The following is a 14,350-nucleotide window of genomic DNA, read 5'->3' as shown; positions in this document are numbered from 1 at the left end:
TGATCTCGGGCGCGTTGATGCGGTCGTCGTAGAACAGGCCGACGACCATGCGCTTGACGTCCTTGCGGTACATTGCGGACTCCAATCCGGACGCCAAAGCGTCCAACTTTTCGTCCGCACCCCCATGTGGGCCGTCGCGCACTGGATTCGCTCATTCCTCGTGTTCCGGTCTGCAGATTGAGCGGATCGGATGCGTGAGGACGTGAATCGGGTCCGCATCGCACTGGATTCGCTCAATCTGCGGTGCGCGGGATACGGAATGAGCGAATTGAGTTGCGCGGCGATCGTTCATCGGTTCCGCTCGTGAGGATGATAGAAGGAGCTACGGCGTCCCTCCGTCCGGGGAACATCCGAATCGCCTGAATCATCCGGAATGACGGCAACGAAAAGGGGCCGGCCCGAACCATGGAAAGTTCGGAGCCAGCCCCTTTGTCGCTTAGCCGCGATCAGGCGTTCTTGGAGGCGATGATCGGCTCGACGATCGCACGGGCGTCCTTGCAGGCCTGCGCGACGGCGGCCCAGTCGCCCACCTTCTGAGCGGCGGACGGCACCGGGAAGGAGCCGCCGATGGCGAAGACGTTCTTGAGGCCGATGTACTCGGCGGCGTTCTTCAGGCTCACGCCACCGGTCGGCAGGAACTTCATCTCGGCGAACGGGCCGTTGAGGGCCTTGAGGGTCTTCACGCCGCCGTAGGCCTCGGCCGGGAAGAACTTCACGTAGCGCATGCCGCGCTGGTACGCCTTGTCCACGTCGGACGGAACGGCGGTGCCGGGCAGGATCGGGACGTTGTTCTCCAGCGCCCAGTCCACGATCTCCTCGGTGAAGGCCGGGGTGACGAGGCCCTTGGCGCCGGCGTCGATGGAGGCCTTGGCCTGATCGAGCGTGTGCACGGTGCCGGCCACGAGCGTGACGCCCGGGACCTCGGCCGCGATCTTCTTCATGCCTTCGATGCAGAAGGGGGAGCGGAAGGTGACCTCGGCCACCGGCACGCCGCCCTCCTCGAGGGCCTGGGCCAGCGGGACGGCCTCGTCCAGGGAGTGCAGGGTCACCAGCGGGACGACGCCCAGCTGCTCAAGGTAGGGGAGAAGCTCTTCGCTCTTCGTAACTGCCATGTGAATCTTCTTTCTTGTTGGTGATCGTTGGTTGGATCAACAGTTGCTATTGCCGTATGCCCGGCCGCGTTTCAGGCCGCACGGTGGTGCGACGACTTGAACGCCTCGAGCTCTTCCGGCGTGGGCAGGCCCTCGTTGTCGGAGACGAACTGGGTCTGGATGGCGCCCAGCGCGCAGCCGCGCTCCATGGCCTCGGAGATGGTCTTGCCTTCGAGCAGGGCGGACAGGGTGCCGGCCGCGAAGCCGTCGCCCGCGCCGACCGTGTCCACCACGGTGTCCACCACGAAGCCGGGCACGTACGCGCTCTCGGTGCCGTTGGTGGCGTAGGCGCCCTTCGGGCCGTCCTTGACGACCACGTACTTCGCGCCGTTGTCGATGAACGCCTTGGCGGTGTCCTCGATGGTCTCCGCGCCGAACAGCTCGCGGCCCTCGCCGATGCCGGGCAGGACCAGATCGGCCTGCGAGGCCAGCTCGCGCAGCGTGTCGCGCATGAGGTCGAGGCTTGGCCAGATGGCGGGGCGCAGGTTCGGGTCGAAGGAGACGAACGCGCCGTTCTCGCGGGCGCGCTTGACCAGTTCGTGCGAGGCGGCCAGCGTGGTGTCCGACAGGGGCGGCAGGATGCCGGTCAGGTGCACGACGGAAATGTCGGAGAAGTCCACGGCGTCCACGTCGTCCGGGCCCATGGTGGAGGCCGCGGAGCCCTTGCGCCAGTAGTAGGTCTTCGGATCGCCGTGCGAGACCTTGGACTTCATCATGAAGCCGGTCGGGCGGGACGGGTCGATGGTGACCAGCGAGGTGTCGATCGCATTGCGCTCCATGAACGCGCGGATGCGGTCGCCGAACGGATCCGGGGCCAGCTTGGTCATGTACACCGGCTTCTGGCCGAGGCGGGCCAGACCGACGCAGACGTTGAGCTCGGCGCCGGCCACGGACGCGTTGAACGTGTCCACGGCACCCAGTTCGCCCTCCTCCATTGCGGTGAACAGCGCCATGGCCTCGCCCACGAGCAGGACCTTGCCGGGCTTGAGGCCCTCGACCGTGAAATCGGCGGTAGTCGTCATATTGCAGAACTCCCTTGTAGCATTGGTGCTCCTATGCACCCTCCACACTAGCGCACCTTGGGCTGGGATGGGGTGTTGTTGCACGAAAATGCCGTGTGAGGCGTGCCACGGGGGCGGCGGCTCGCGCGAGGCAGACGGAGGTTTGCACGGAAGGTCGTGCGGAAGGTCGTGCGGAAGGTCGTGCGGAAGGTTGCGCGGAAGGTTGCGCGGCGGCCCGGTCGGACGTCCGATGAAAACGCGTGAAAGAAAATCGTTTGCCGGCAAATTCGCGTACATTCGAATCAGGTCGGCAGAGCAGCCGACGCAAGGCCCGCTGGGAATGCGAATCGGCGGGCGTTTAGGAAAGGCCTACAAAGGAGAGACCAATGAGTGCTGCAACCAGCGTGCCCGCGGAGGTGCGTCCCTTCGGCATCAGGGACAAGGTCGGTTACCTGTTCGGAGACTTCGGCAACGACTTCATGTTCACGTTCGCCAGCTCGTTCCTGCTGATCTTCTACACGAAGGTCATGGGCATCAACGGCGGCATCGTCGGCACGATGTTCCTCATCGCCCGCATCATCGACGCCTTCGCGGACGTCACCGTGGGCGTCGTGGTGGACAAGATGCCCGCCGGCAAGGGCGGCAAGTACCGTCCGGTCATGATGAAGATGGCCCCGCCCGTCGTCATCTTCTCGTTCCTCATGTACCAGACCTTCGCCATCGGCGCTCCGATGTGGGTCAAGATCGTCTACATGTACGTCACGTACGTCATCTGGGGCATCCTGTACTCCTGCGTGAACATCCCCTACAGCTCCATGGCGTCCCTCATCTCCGCCGAACCTGAGGACCGCACCTCGCTGTCCACCTTCCGCACCGTGGGCTCCACCTGCGCCAGCCTCGTGATCGGCGTCGTGGCCCCGATCATCATCTACACCGCCGACGAGAACGGCAACCAGATCATCCGCGGCGGCGAGGGCACCCAGGTGTTCGCGTTCGTCTCCGGCGTGTTCGCGGTGCTCGCCATCCTGTGCTTCTTCGCCTGCTACAAGCTGTGCACCGAGCGCGTCAAGCCCGAGAGCCACCACGTGGCCGGCGAGTCCGCCGCCGAGGAGCGCAAGTCCACCTTCGGCATGATCGGCAACGCCCTGAAGAGCCGCTCCCTGTGGGGCCTCATCCTCATGTCCCTCTCGGCCACCATCGCCATGCTCTTCCTCATGCAGATGGTCAACTACATCTACGCCGACTACTTCGGCACCGCGGCCATGATCTCCCTGACCGTCATGTGCGGCTCCCTGGCCATGCTCGCCTGCGCGCCGATCGCCAAGCCGCTGTCGCGCAAGATCGGCCACAAGGGCTGCGCGGTCCTCGGCCAGGCGTTCGCCTGCTGCGTGGTCGCCGTGCTGTTTGTGCTGCACACCGACCAGCCGATGGTGTTCACCGTGGGCTACGTGCTCATCTTCCTCGGCGTGGGCCTGAGCAACATGGTCTGCTACGCCATGGCCACCGACACCATCGACGACATCGAGGTTCACCAGAACATGCGCGAGGACGCCACCGTCTACTCGGTGTACTCCTTCGGCCGCAAGGTCGGCCAAGCCATCGCGGGCTGGATCTCCGGCAACGCGCTCGCCTGGGTGGGCTACCAGTCCGGCGCCACCGCGGTGCAGACCGATCAGGTGCGCAACAACATCTACAACTTCAGCACCATGATCCCGGCCGTCACGCTGTTCATCGGCGTGCTGCTGCTCATCTTCCTCTACCCGCTCAACAAGAAGCGCGTGGATTCCAACGTGGCCATCCTCAAGGCCAAGCGCGGAGAGAAGTAAGGCTTCGGCTTCCTCCCGTCCGTTCTTCCTCCCTCCATCCCGAAGCGGGCAAGGCCCCGTGCGGCGAGCTTCCAAGGCTCACGCCGCACGGGGCCTTGCCGTATGCGGGGGTTGGGCGGCGGCGGACTCGCGGTGGCTGGACGGCGACTGTGCGGTGGCTGGTGCGGGCAAATTTCGGAGGGTATTTCCGGGGCGAGCGGCGGAATTCCGGTCGCCGGGTCGATAATCGGGCGGGAAATTTGTCGGTAGGACGCCGCATCCGGGCAAATTTTCGGGGAGAATATTCGCCGAACCGGCGGAAGGCCAACGATCCGGCCGGAAATATGCCCGAAAGTTTGCCCCGGACGAAAGTAGATTGACCAAGCGGATGCGGATTGATACATAGGGAAGTCCTCCCGTGTCCCGATCCGCATCCACTTTCAGAATTGGTGGCGATCTAAGACACAGGGAAGGCGGCTTGTGTCTTAATTTGCATCCATTCCCGGATTTGGTGGCGGATTGAGACACAGAGGGCGCCGATTGTGTCTCGGATCGCATCCAATTCCGAAAGTGGATGCGGATTGAGACACAGGGAGGGGCGCTGATGTCCCGATTCGCATCCGATTTGCGCGGACGGGTGCGCCGGTGCGCCGAGCGTGCATTGGGTGCCATGTTCCGGAGCGCCGCGAAGGCCCAAAGCAACACGAAGGCCCCGGAGCACGGTCGGGAACCGTGAACTCCGGGGCCTTCGTCATGCGGTGGGCGCGCCGTGATCACACGTCGGTCAGCGCGGCAAACGCACGCCAATCAGCGCAAATGCGCGCGCCGCCCGCCTTACTTGTTGTACTTGTAGGCGTCCCACACACCCAGCAGGTACTGGATGCCGAGGGCGCGGTCGTACAGGCCGTAGCCGGGGCGCGGACGGCCGGCCTCGGTGTTCTCGCTCCACAGGTGACGGCCGTGGTCCGGGCGGATGTAGCCCTGGTAGTCGGCCTCGGCGTAGGCCTTCATGATGCCCACGGTGTCCACGTCGCCCTCGGACGCGCGGTGGCCCACCTCGGAGAAGGAGCCGGCGTCGTCGAGGAACTTGATGTTGCGCACGTGCGAGAAGTGGATGCGGTCCATGAACGTCTTGACGGCGTCCACCGGGTCGTTGCCGCGGCGGGAGCTGAAGGAGCCCAGGCACAGGCACAGGCCGTTGTACGGGGACGGGTTGAGGTCGAGCACGCGCTGGATGCCCTCCTTGGAGGAGACCACGCGCGGCCAGCCGAACAGGTCGAAGGCCGGGTCGTCCGGGTGGACGGCCAGCTTGACGTCGTACTTCTCGCAGGTCGGGATGACGGCGTCGAGGAAGACCTTGTAGTTCTCGTAGTACTTCTCGTGGTCGATGCCCTTGTAGGCCTCGATGAACTCGGACAGGTGGGCCAGACGCTCCGGCTCCCAGCCCGGCATGGTGAGGTTGCCGGCGCCGTTGAGGGTCTCGTCGATCAGGGCCTGCGGGTCGGTGAGCTGGGCGACCTTGTGGGCGTCGTAGTACAGGGCCGTGGAGCCGTCCGGGGACGGGTGGAACATGTCGGTGCGCAGCCAGTCGAACACCGGCATGAAGTTGTAGGTGACGACCTTGACGCCGGCCTTGCCGAGGTTCTCGATGGTCTTGATGTAGTTGTCGAGCGCCTCGTCGCGGCTCATGCCCAGCATGGTCTTGCCGGTCTTGATGGACTCGTGCACGTTGACGGACTCGACCACGTCGGCGTTGAACGTCTTGGTCACACCGCGCTTGCGGTCGTCCTCGGAAAGGCCGGTGATCTTCTTCATCTCGGCCTCGATCTCCTCCGGCTCCCACAGCTCGCCGGCCTGCTTGTGGTGCAGGGACCAGACGATGGTTTCGACGCCGGGGATCTGGCGAATGTCGTCCAGCGAGATGGTGTCGTTGCCCTCGCCGTACCAGCGGAATCCCATATGCATGGTGATTGTTCTCCTTTGAATGGTTTGCTTACAGTTTCAGTGTAATCCGGGGCCCGGCGTTTCGCTTGGGCCGGACCCCGGTCAATCGCGTCCGGTCAGACGGGCGCGTATCGGGCGCGGATCAGGCGAGCGCCTTCTCCAGCACGGCGTGCACGCTGCCGGTGCCGGCGGCGAACTGCTTGAAGTAGTCCAGCACCTTCGCGGCGAGCGGGGTCGTGTTGAGGTCGGTGCCGAAGATCGTGGTGTCCGCGAGGATCGGCTTGATCACGTCGTCGGCCTTGGCGAGGTCGCCGCCGAGCGAGAGCGGGGCGAGCTTCTCCTGCAAGTCCTTCAGACGCGGGTCCGGGCTCAGGGCCACGTTCTCGCCCTTGTCGTTGGTGGCGACGCCGTTCTCGCCGAGCAGCAGGCGCAGCCAGCCGGCGATCACCAGCGGGATGGCGGTCAGGGAGCCGAGGTCCTTGGACGGATCCTCGACGTACTTCTTGATCGTCACGCCGTAGCGCACCGGGATCTTCTGCGAGGTGTCGGTGGAGATGCGGGCCGGGGTGTCCGGGATGTTCGGGTTCGGCACGCGCACCTCGATGACCTGGCGCAGGAACTCCTTGGGGGAGAAGATCTTCGGGTCGGTCACCACGGGCAGGCCCTCCACGTAGCCCAGACGCTCCACGAGCTTCTTCAGGTCCGGGTCGGCGATGGTGGCGCTCATGGACGGGTAGCCGAGCAGCATGCCGAAGGTGGCCAGCGCGGTGTGCAGCGGGTTGAGGCAGGTGGTGACCTTCATCTCGTCGGCGTCGTTCACGGTGGCGCGGTCGGCCACGTACACGCCGGCCTTCTCGAGGGCCGGGCGGCCGTTCGGGAACTTGTCCTCGACGACGAGGTACCAGGTCTCCTCGGTGTTGGCGAAGGGGGCCACGTTGGTGCGCTTGGCGGTGTGGATGATCTGCGTGTCGCCGAAGCCGTCCTTGGCGAGCTGCTCGGCCACGGACTCGGCCGGGTTCGGGGTGATGCGGTCGATCATGGACAGCGGGAAGGTGACCTTGGACTCGTCGTTGAGGTAGTCGAGGAAGTCCTGGCCCACGAAGCCCTTTTCCTTCCACAGCTCGGCGAACTGCTTGATCGCGGCGCCGAAGCGGTCGCCGTTCTGGGAGAAGTTGTCGGTGGAGACCATGGCGATCGGGTAGGCGCCGGCCTTGAAGCGCTCGAGCAGCAGGGCGGTGATGGCGCCCATGGCGGAGACGGCGGATTCGGGGCCGTTCTCGACCTCGGGCTCGATCCACGGCAGGATGTCGCCGGCCGGGTCCGTCAGCGCGTAGCCCTTCTCGGTGATGGTGACGGTGGTGAACTGGAGCTCCGGGTTGCGGAACACCTTGGCGAGGCCCTCCCACGCGGCGTCCTCGTGGTTGCGCACGCCGTAGGCGGCGGCCACGGAGGCGATGAGGCGGTTGTCGACGGAGCCGTCGGACTTGAGCACGACCTGCAGGCAGCGGTCGTCGAACGGCTTGTAGGCCTCGTCGACGATGTCCGCGTCGAAGGTCTCGGCCACGATCACGCCGGACTTGGTCTCGCCGGCCTCGATGAGGTCCTGGGCGATGGCGGCGTGCACGGCGCGGAACAGATTGCCGGCGCCGAAGTGGACCCAGTACGGGTGCTCGGCGGTGTTGGCGCGCACGTCGGCGGTGTCGAACGCGGGCAGCTTGATGCCGGCTGCGGCCCAGGCGTCCTTGGTGGCGTTCAGGTCGTCGGTGAGATGAAGAACCATGATGTGTTTCCTTTCTGAAAAATTGCGGCTGAACCGACGGTCGATTACAGCTTGAAGACCTTGGTGGGCTGCGCGACCACGGAGTCGACCACGATCTGGCGGCCCTCCTCGAGGGTCAGGCGGTGGTCAGCGACCAGACCGGCCACGTAGCGGGCGGTCAGGCGGCGGTTGGTGTCGTGGCGGGCCGGGATGGAGCACAGGGCGCGCGTGTCGTCGATGAAGCCGGACAGCTTGGTGAAGCCGGCGTTCGGCACGACCTCGGCGTAGTAGCGCAGGATCGGCTCCGGGGCGTCGATGAACCACCACGGGGCGCCGATGTACAGGCTCGGGTAGAAGCCGGCCAGCGGGGCCAGCTCGCGGGCGTACACGGTCTCGTCCATGGTGAAGGCCACGAAGTGGAAGTCCGGGTTGTTGCCGTACTTGTTGAGCAGGGGCTTCAGGTCCACGGTGAACTCGGCCTTGGCGGGCACGTCGCCGCCGGTGTCCTTGCCGTACTCGGCGAGGTTGGACGGATCGTAGGAGCGGTGCACGTGCGGGTGCACGGTCATCACGAGGCCGTCCTCCTGAGCCATGCGGACCTGATCGGAGAAGAAGTGGCGGCGCAGGCGGGTGGCGTCGTCGGCGGAGATGGTGCCGGCGAGTGCCTCGGCGTACAGCTTGTTGACCTCGGCGTCCGAGAGGCGATCGGTGCGCACGTCGGCGTGGGAGTGGTCGGACAGCACGGCGCCGTGCTCCTTGAAGTACAGGCGGCGGCGGCGCAGGGCCTCGGTGAAGCCGTCGTACGTGGAGGTGTCCACGCCGGCCACGTCGCCCAGCTTGCCGACCATCTCGGCCCAGCCGGCGGTCAGCGGCTCGAGGTAGACGTCCGGGCGGAACGCCGGGGCGAGGCGCGCCGGGAAGTCCGGGTCCGCGTTGGTCTCGTCGTGCAGGTGCAGGTCGTCCAGCGTGTCGTCGGTGGTGGAGATGAAACCGATGTTGAACTTCTTGACCAGCTCGCGGGTGGTGAACTCCGGCTGCTTGAGCAGGTCCTTGAGCTCGTCGTAGATGTGGCCGGCGGTGTCCGGGCCGAACTTCTCGTGGATGTCGAAGACGTTCTGCAGGGAGTCCTCGAACCAGTAGCGCATCGGCGTGCCGGCGTACGCGCCCCAGTTCTTGCCCCAGATGAGGAAGGCGTTGCGGGCCTGCTCGGGGGTGAAGTCTTTCTGGTTGACGCCCAGATCCTTGAGCGCCACGCCCTGCGAGTGCATCACGCGCGTCACGTAGTGGTCGGGCGTGATGAACAGGCTCGTCGGGTCGGAGAAGTGGTAGTCCTTGTCATGGAACCACTCGACCGGCACGTGGCCGTGGGGGGAGATGATGGGCAGATCCTTCACCGCCGCGTACAGGTCGCGCGCGATGTCGCGCTCGACGGGATCGGGGGGAAGAAGACGATCGGGATTGAGATCATACTTCGTTGTCATGCCTCCCATTATCGTTTCTTGACTCCGGCACTGCCCGACGTTGCCACGTTTTGACGGCAAAAGCGCCCCTGCCGGTAGAATGGGGCTTCGATGCCCGGCGGGTCGGCTGGCCGGAGGGGCGGACCAGAGGGGCCTCTATACCTCTATATATGGGCCCTATATATACGGACTGAAACGAGGGGAGCGTCATGGCGCAAAACGAACGGAACGGGAGCGAGCCGGCGGCCGAGGGCGGGGAGCATCGCGTCACCATCCGCGACGTGGCCCGCGAGGTGGGCGTATCGCCGTCCACGGTGTCGCGCGCCTTCGCCCGCCCCGGCCGCGTGAGCGCCGAGACCGCGAAGAAAATCCGCGAGGTCTCCGACCGTCTGGGATACCGCGCCGCGCCCATCTCCTCGTACGATCCCTCCGGCGGGGCGACCGACCAGATCGCCATCGTGGTCTCCGACCTCGCCAACCCGATCTTCGCCGACTACGTCAAGGCCGCCCAGCACCGCTGCCTCGACTTGGGCTACGGCCTGCTCGTCATCGACTCCGAGGAGACCGGCGCGATCGAGAAGAACGCGGTGGAGATCGCCCGCCCGCACGTGGACGGCATCATCCTCGGATCCTCGCGCCGCTCCGACTCGGCCATCCGCAAGCTCGCGGAGACCAAGCCGGTCGTCGCGCTCAACCGGTCCATCCGCGGCGTCAAGTCGATCATCGGCAACGTGCAGACCGGCCTCGAGGAGGCGGTCAACCATCTGACGCAGCTCGGGCACACGGAGCTCACCTATATATCCGGCCCGCAAACCAGCTGGCAGGAGGGCACGCGCTGGCGCATCATGACGGCCCTGTGCTCCATGCGCGGCGTGCGGCTCAAGCGCATCGCGTCCGACGCGCCGAGCTTCTCCGGCGGCTACCGCTGCGCCGAGGCGTTCCTGAGGAACCCCACCACCGCGGTGCTCGCCTACAACGACATGATCGCCATCGGGTTCATCGCCGCCCTGCGCGCGCAGCACGTGTCCGTGCCCGGGCAGGTCTCGGTGGTGGGCATCGACGACATCCCGGTGAGCTCCCTGGTCACCCCGGCCCTCACGAGCGTGCGCATGCCGAGGCGCGAGACCGCCGCGCTCGCCGTGGACGAGCTGGTGGGCCGCCTGCGCCGCATCAAGTCGCAGGAGGGCATGAAGCCGATCGTGGTGGACTCCACGTTCGTGCCGCGCGCCAGCACCGCCCCGGTGGTGCGCTGAATCCGGTAGGGGAGCGCGGCCGGCGGACGCGGCGTGCGCGCGGCGGTCCGGTGCGTATGCGGCGGTCCGGTGTGCGCGCGGGTGCCCGGTGCGTGCATGATGGCCCGGTGCGTGCATGATGGCCCGGCGCGCGTGGCTGCTCGGAAGGCCGTCCGGGAGGCTGCTCGGTGAGGCCGGGCCGGAAGAGCGCTCCGGAACGCTTGTGATCGGTTGTGATCACGCGCGAAACGCCCGAACGGGCCTTGGATGACTGGAACTGAGCATTTCCTGAACGGCGTTTTGATCATGAATGAACGAAATGATCACCTCCCGAAACCCCTTGAAAACACTGGCAAACGCCGGTGTTGCAACGTTTACCGGCCCGTGCCCCCGCCTCGCGTGGCGGATATTTTCAAGGCAAATAATGGCAACAATCAGAAGTGATCAATAGGGCGCGGTATAGTAATAACCAAGAACGGAACAGATCACGTAGCAGCGATCAGTTCCGGTCTTAGCAAAGATGCTAGGAAGGAAGAAAGGAACATCATGAAGTACACGCGCACCGCTCAGGCTGCCGCCATCGCTTCCATTGCCGCCATGGCGCTGTCCGCCTGCGGTTCCTCCAACAGCGGCAGTGACGTCGCCAACGCGACCCTCGATCCGAACGCCAAGGTCGAGATCAGCTTCGCCGGCTGGTCCCTGAACTCCACCCCGGAGTTCCAGACCCTCGTGGACGCCTTCGAGAAGGAAAACCCGAACATCACGGTGAAGATCAAGGAATACTCCGCCGATGACTACGACAAGCAGCTGACCACCGATCTCTCCGGCGGCACCGCCCCCGAGGTCTTCCCGATCAAGAACCTCCAGAAGTACTACACCTACGCCGTCGAGTCCCAGGGCCTCGCTGACCTGAGCTCCATCGCCGACACCTACAAGAACGACAAGAACATCGACATCTCCCAGTACAACCTGGACGGCAAGTACTACGCCATGCCGTACCGTCAGGATTCTTGGGTCCTGTTCTACAACAAGACCATGTTCGAGAAGGCCGGCGTGGCCATCCCGGACGGCACTTGGACTTGGGACGACTACATGAAGGTCGCCGAGGAGCTGAAGACCAAGCTGCCGGCCGCCGGCTACGACGCCAACTCCGTCTACCCGACCTACCACCACACCTCCTGGCAGTCCGTGACGCAGTCCTTCACCACCGCCCAGTCCGCGGCCACCGTTGACGGCGCCAAGAAGAACTTCCTGTCCGGCGACTACAGCTACATGGCCGACATGTACAAGAACGTCTTCCTCAAGGCCCAGGACGAGAACCTGACGGTCAACTACAACACCGTCACCGCCAACAAGGTTCAGTACCAGGCTCAGTTCGGCACCGAGAAGGCCGCCATGCTGCCCATGGGCACCTGGTACGCCGCCACCCTCGTCTCCCAGCAGAAGTCCGGCGACGCCAACAAGTTCGAGTGGGGCATGGCTCCGATCCCGCAGTCCTCCACCGTGAAGAGCTCCGACGGCAAGCCGATCACCTTCGCTGATCCGACCGGCCTCGCCATCTCCGCCGGCGCCTCCGGCGACAAGCTCGCCGCCGCCAAGAAGTTCGTCGAGTTCGCCTCCGGCGAGAAGGGCGCCGAGGCTCTCGCCGCCATCTCCACCACCCCGGCCTACTTCTCCGACAACGTTGTGAAGACCTACTTCGGCGTTGACGGCATGGCCAACGACGATCAGTCCAAGAAGGCTTGGCAGGAGCACGACACCCGTCCTGAGAACTACGTGGACAAGGCCACCAACGATGTCCAGGGCATCCTCAAGACCATGATGTCCACCATCATGACCGAGACCGGCACCGTCGACCAGGCCATCCAGAAGGCCAACGACGACATCGCCTCGCAGGGCATCCTGAAGTAAGCTCCACAGGCGACTGACTGAAGAAAGCGGGTCGTGTTTTCAACAACTGAACGCACGGCCCGCTTTTTCAATGCCGTAAAACGGTTCGACACCGCGCTACGCTTTCAACGGCGGGTGCTGGATACACAACGGCTCTCACACATTTAGGGAAATCATTAGGAAGGTCTTTAGGGAGGAGATTCCAATGACTGAAGTGGCAAGCAAGCCGGCGGCGCCGGCCAAGAAGTCGAAGGGCGGTGAACTGACGACGAACGCCATCGGGCGGCGCAACCTGCGCAACGGCCTGCTGTTCATCGCGCCGAACTTCATCGGCTTCCTGTTCCTGGTCCTCGGCCCGGTGCTGTCGCTGTTCTACGTCGCGTTCTCGAAGTGGAGCGCGTTCGGCTTTCCGCAGTTCAACGGTCTGACCAACTGGCAGCGCATGGCGCACGATTCCCAGTTCTGGGCGTCGTTCTGGCAGACCATCTACTACGCGGTCGTGCACATCCCGCTGACGCTGATCCTCGCGTTCGCGCTGGCCGTCATCCTCAACTCGAAGCTCAAGGGCAAGGCGTTCTTCCGTACGGTCGCGTTCTTCCCGTACATCACCTCGATCGTCGCCGCCGCGCAGGTCTGGAACATGCTGTTCGACCCGAACGCCGGCGTGGTCAACCAGTTCATCCGCTTCTTCACCCGCGGCTGGGCCCCGGGCTGGCTGTCCACCACCGAGTGGGCCATGCCCGCCGTGATCATCGTGGGCACCTGGCGTGAGGTCGGCTACTTCATGATCCTGCTGCTCGCCGGTCTGCAGACCATTCCGCACGAGCTGTACGAAGCCGCCGAGGTCGACGGCGCCAACGGCTGGCAGCGCTTCTGGAAGATCACCGTCCCGTGCATGCGCCCGACCCTGTTCTTCGTCATGGTCACCCTGACCATCGGCTCCTTCAAGATCCTTGATCTGACCCTGGTCATGACCAACGGCGGCCCCGGCACCTCCACCTACGTGCTCGCCCAGTACGTGTACGAGCAGGCGTTCGACCGCGGCAACTACGGCTACTCCGGTTCCGTGTCCCTGGTCCTGTTCGCACTGTGCATGGTCGTGACGATCATCCAGTTCGTCTACAACAACGCGAAGGAGAAGTGAGATGACGAGCGTTACCTCTTCGCCCGTGGCCGTCAAGGGCGCACCCTCCGGCTCCGCGGACATTCCGTTCAACAAGCAGCCCTCCAGCCCGCTGAAGATCGTGGGCACCGTCGTCGGCTACGTGGTCATGATCGCGCTGGCGATCTTCATGGTCATCCCGTTCGTGTGGATGTTCCTGTCCGCCGTCAAGCCGAACAACGAAGTCTACATGGTCCCGATCCAGTGGTTCCCGTCCGTGTGGCACTGGGAGAACTACGTCAGCATCTGGACCAAGGCCGACATGGGCCTGTGGACCGGCAACACCGTCTTCTTCGCCATCTGCGTGACGTTCCTGCAGGTGTTCACCGGCTCCTTCGCCGCGTACGGCTTCGCCAAGATCAAGTTCCGCGGCCGCAACGCCCTGTTCCTCACCTACATCGCCACCATGGCCGTCCCGTGGCAGTCCTACATGGTGCCCCAGTACAAGATGCTCGCCGCCCTCGGCATCGCGAACACCCGCTGGTCCATCATCCTGCTGCAGGCGTTCGGCGCCTTCGGCGTGTTCATGATGAAGCAGTTCTACGACACCATCCCGGATGAGCTCTCCGAGGCCGCCCGCCTCGACGGCCTCTCGGAGTGGGGCATCTACTCGCGCATCGTGCTGCCGCTGTCCGGCCCGTCGATCGCGGCCCTCGCCATCATCACGTTCACCAACACGTGGAACGACTACATGGGCCCGTTGATCTACTTGCGCGACAACAAGCTGTGGACCATCCAGCTCGGCCTCAAGACGTTCATCGGCCAGTACTCCGCCGATTACGCCATGATCATGACCGGCTCGGTCCTCTCCGTCCTCCCGATCCTGATCGTGTTCCTCATCGGTCAGAAGCAGTTCGTCGAGGGCATCGCGACCTCCGGCATGAAGGGCTGAGCCCGACTGGCGGGAGTCCGATGGACTCCCGCCAGGGCTCGCTCAGCCTGAGCG

At 64.8% G+C, this 14,350-nt stretch carries 10 protein-coding genes; 5 read left to right on the top strand and 5 right to left on the bottom strand.

The window, feature by feature from the left end:
• Positions 1-446: 446 nt before the first annotated feature.
• Both eda and DSM100685_RS02350 read right to left on the bottom strand, forming a co-directional pair.
• Positions 447-1,112: a bifunctional 4-hydroxy-2-oxoglutarate aldolase/2-dehydro-3-deoxy-phosphogluconate aldolase gene (gene eda, locus DSM100685_RS02355; protein ID WP_152349752.1), complete on the bottom strand. Its 666-nt coding sequence runs from the start codon at positions 1,110-1,112 to the stop codon at positions 447-449.
• 71 nt (positions 1,113-1,183) lie between these two features.
• Complete coding sequence (locus DSM100685_RS02350) at positions 1,184-2,173, bottom strand: sugar kinase (RefSeq protein WP_152349751.1); 990 nt, start codon at positions 2,171-2,173, stop codon at positions 1,184-1,186.
• A gap of 365 nt (positions 2,174-2,538) precedes the next feature.
• Here DSM100685_RS02350 and DSM100685_RS02345 point away from each other — a divergent pair, with 365 nt between their 5' ends.
• Complete coding sequence (locus DSM100685_RS02345; protein ID WP_152349750.1) at positions 2,539-3,978, top strand: MFS transporter; 1,440 nt, start codon at positions 2,539-2,541, stop codon at positions 3,976-3,978.
• A gap of 813 nt (positions 3,979-4,791) precedes the next feature.
• Here DSM100685_RS02345 and uxuA read toward each other — a convergent pair.
• The 3 genes from uxuA to uxaC form a co-directional block, all read right to left on the bottom strand.
• The gene (uxuA, locus tag DSM100685_RS02340; protein ID WP_152349749.1) at positions 4,792-5,922 is read right to left on the bottom strand and encodes a mannonate dehydratase; all 1,131 of its coding nucleotides are present in this window, start codon (positions 5,920-5,922) and stop codon (positions 4,792-4,794) included.
• 121 nt (positions 5,923-6,043) lie between these two features.
• Positions 6,044-7,681, bottom strand: a complete 1,638-nt coding sequence (locus DSM100685_RS02335) for a mannitol dehydrogenase family protein (RefSeq protein WP_152349748.1) — start codon at positions 7,679-7,681, stop codon at positions 6,044-6,046.
• Positions 7,682-7,725: 44 nt separating this feature from the next.
• Positions 7,726-9,141 (bottom strand): glucuronate isomerase, encoded by a 1,416-nt coding sequence (gene uxaC, locus DSM100685_RS02330; RefSeq protein ID WP_152349747.1) that lies wholly within the window; start codon positions 9,139-9,141, stop codon positions 7,726-7,728.
• Between the two features lie 188 nt (positions 9,142-9,329).
• Between uxaC and DSM100685_RS02325 the strand changes: the two genes are divergently transcribed.
• The 4 genes from DSM100685_RS02325 to DSM100685_RS02310 all read left to right on the top strand — a co-directional run bounded on the left by DSM100685_RS02325 (position 9,330) and on the right by DSM100685_RS02310 (position 14,296).
• Positions 9,330-10,373, top strand: coding sequence for a LacI family DNA-binding transcriptional regulator (locus DSM100685_RS02325; RefSeq protein ID WP_152349746.1), 1,044 nt, complete (start codon positions 9,330-9,332; stop codon positions 10,371-10,373).
• A 525-nt stretch (positions 10,374-10,898) separates the two neighbouring features.
• Entirely contained in the window at positions 10,899-12,263 is a 1,365-nt protein-coding gene (locus DSM100685_RS02320; protein WP_152349745.1) for an ABC transporter substrate-binding protein, read from the top strand.
• A gap of 184 nt (positions 12,264-12,447) precedes the next feature.
• Positions 12,448-13,386 carry a carbohydrate ABC transporter permease gene (locus DSM100685_RS02315; protein WP_152349744.1) on the top strand — a complete coding sequence of 313 codons (939 nt, stop codon included), beginning with the start codon at positions 12,448-12,450 and terminating at the stop codon, positions 13,384-13,386.
• 1 nt (position 13,387) lies between these two features.
• Positions 13,388-14,296 (top strand): carbohydrate ABC transporter permease, encoded by a 909-nt coding sequence (locus DSM100685_RS02310; RefSeq protein ID WP_152349743.1) that lies wholly within the window; start codon positions 13,388-13,390, stop codon positions 14,294-14,296.
• Positions 14,297-14,350: the final 54 nt, after the last annotated feature.

The sequence above is a fragment of the Bifidobacterium avesanii genome (genome assembly GCF_009299475.1).
Lineage (GTDB): Bacteria > Actinomycetota > Actinomycetes > Actinomycetales > Bifidobacteriaceae > Bifidobacterium > Bifidobacterium avesanii.
This window is presented reverse-complemented; position numbering and strand designations above follow the sequence as displayed.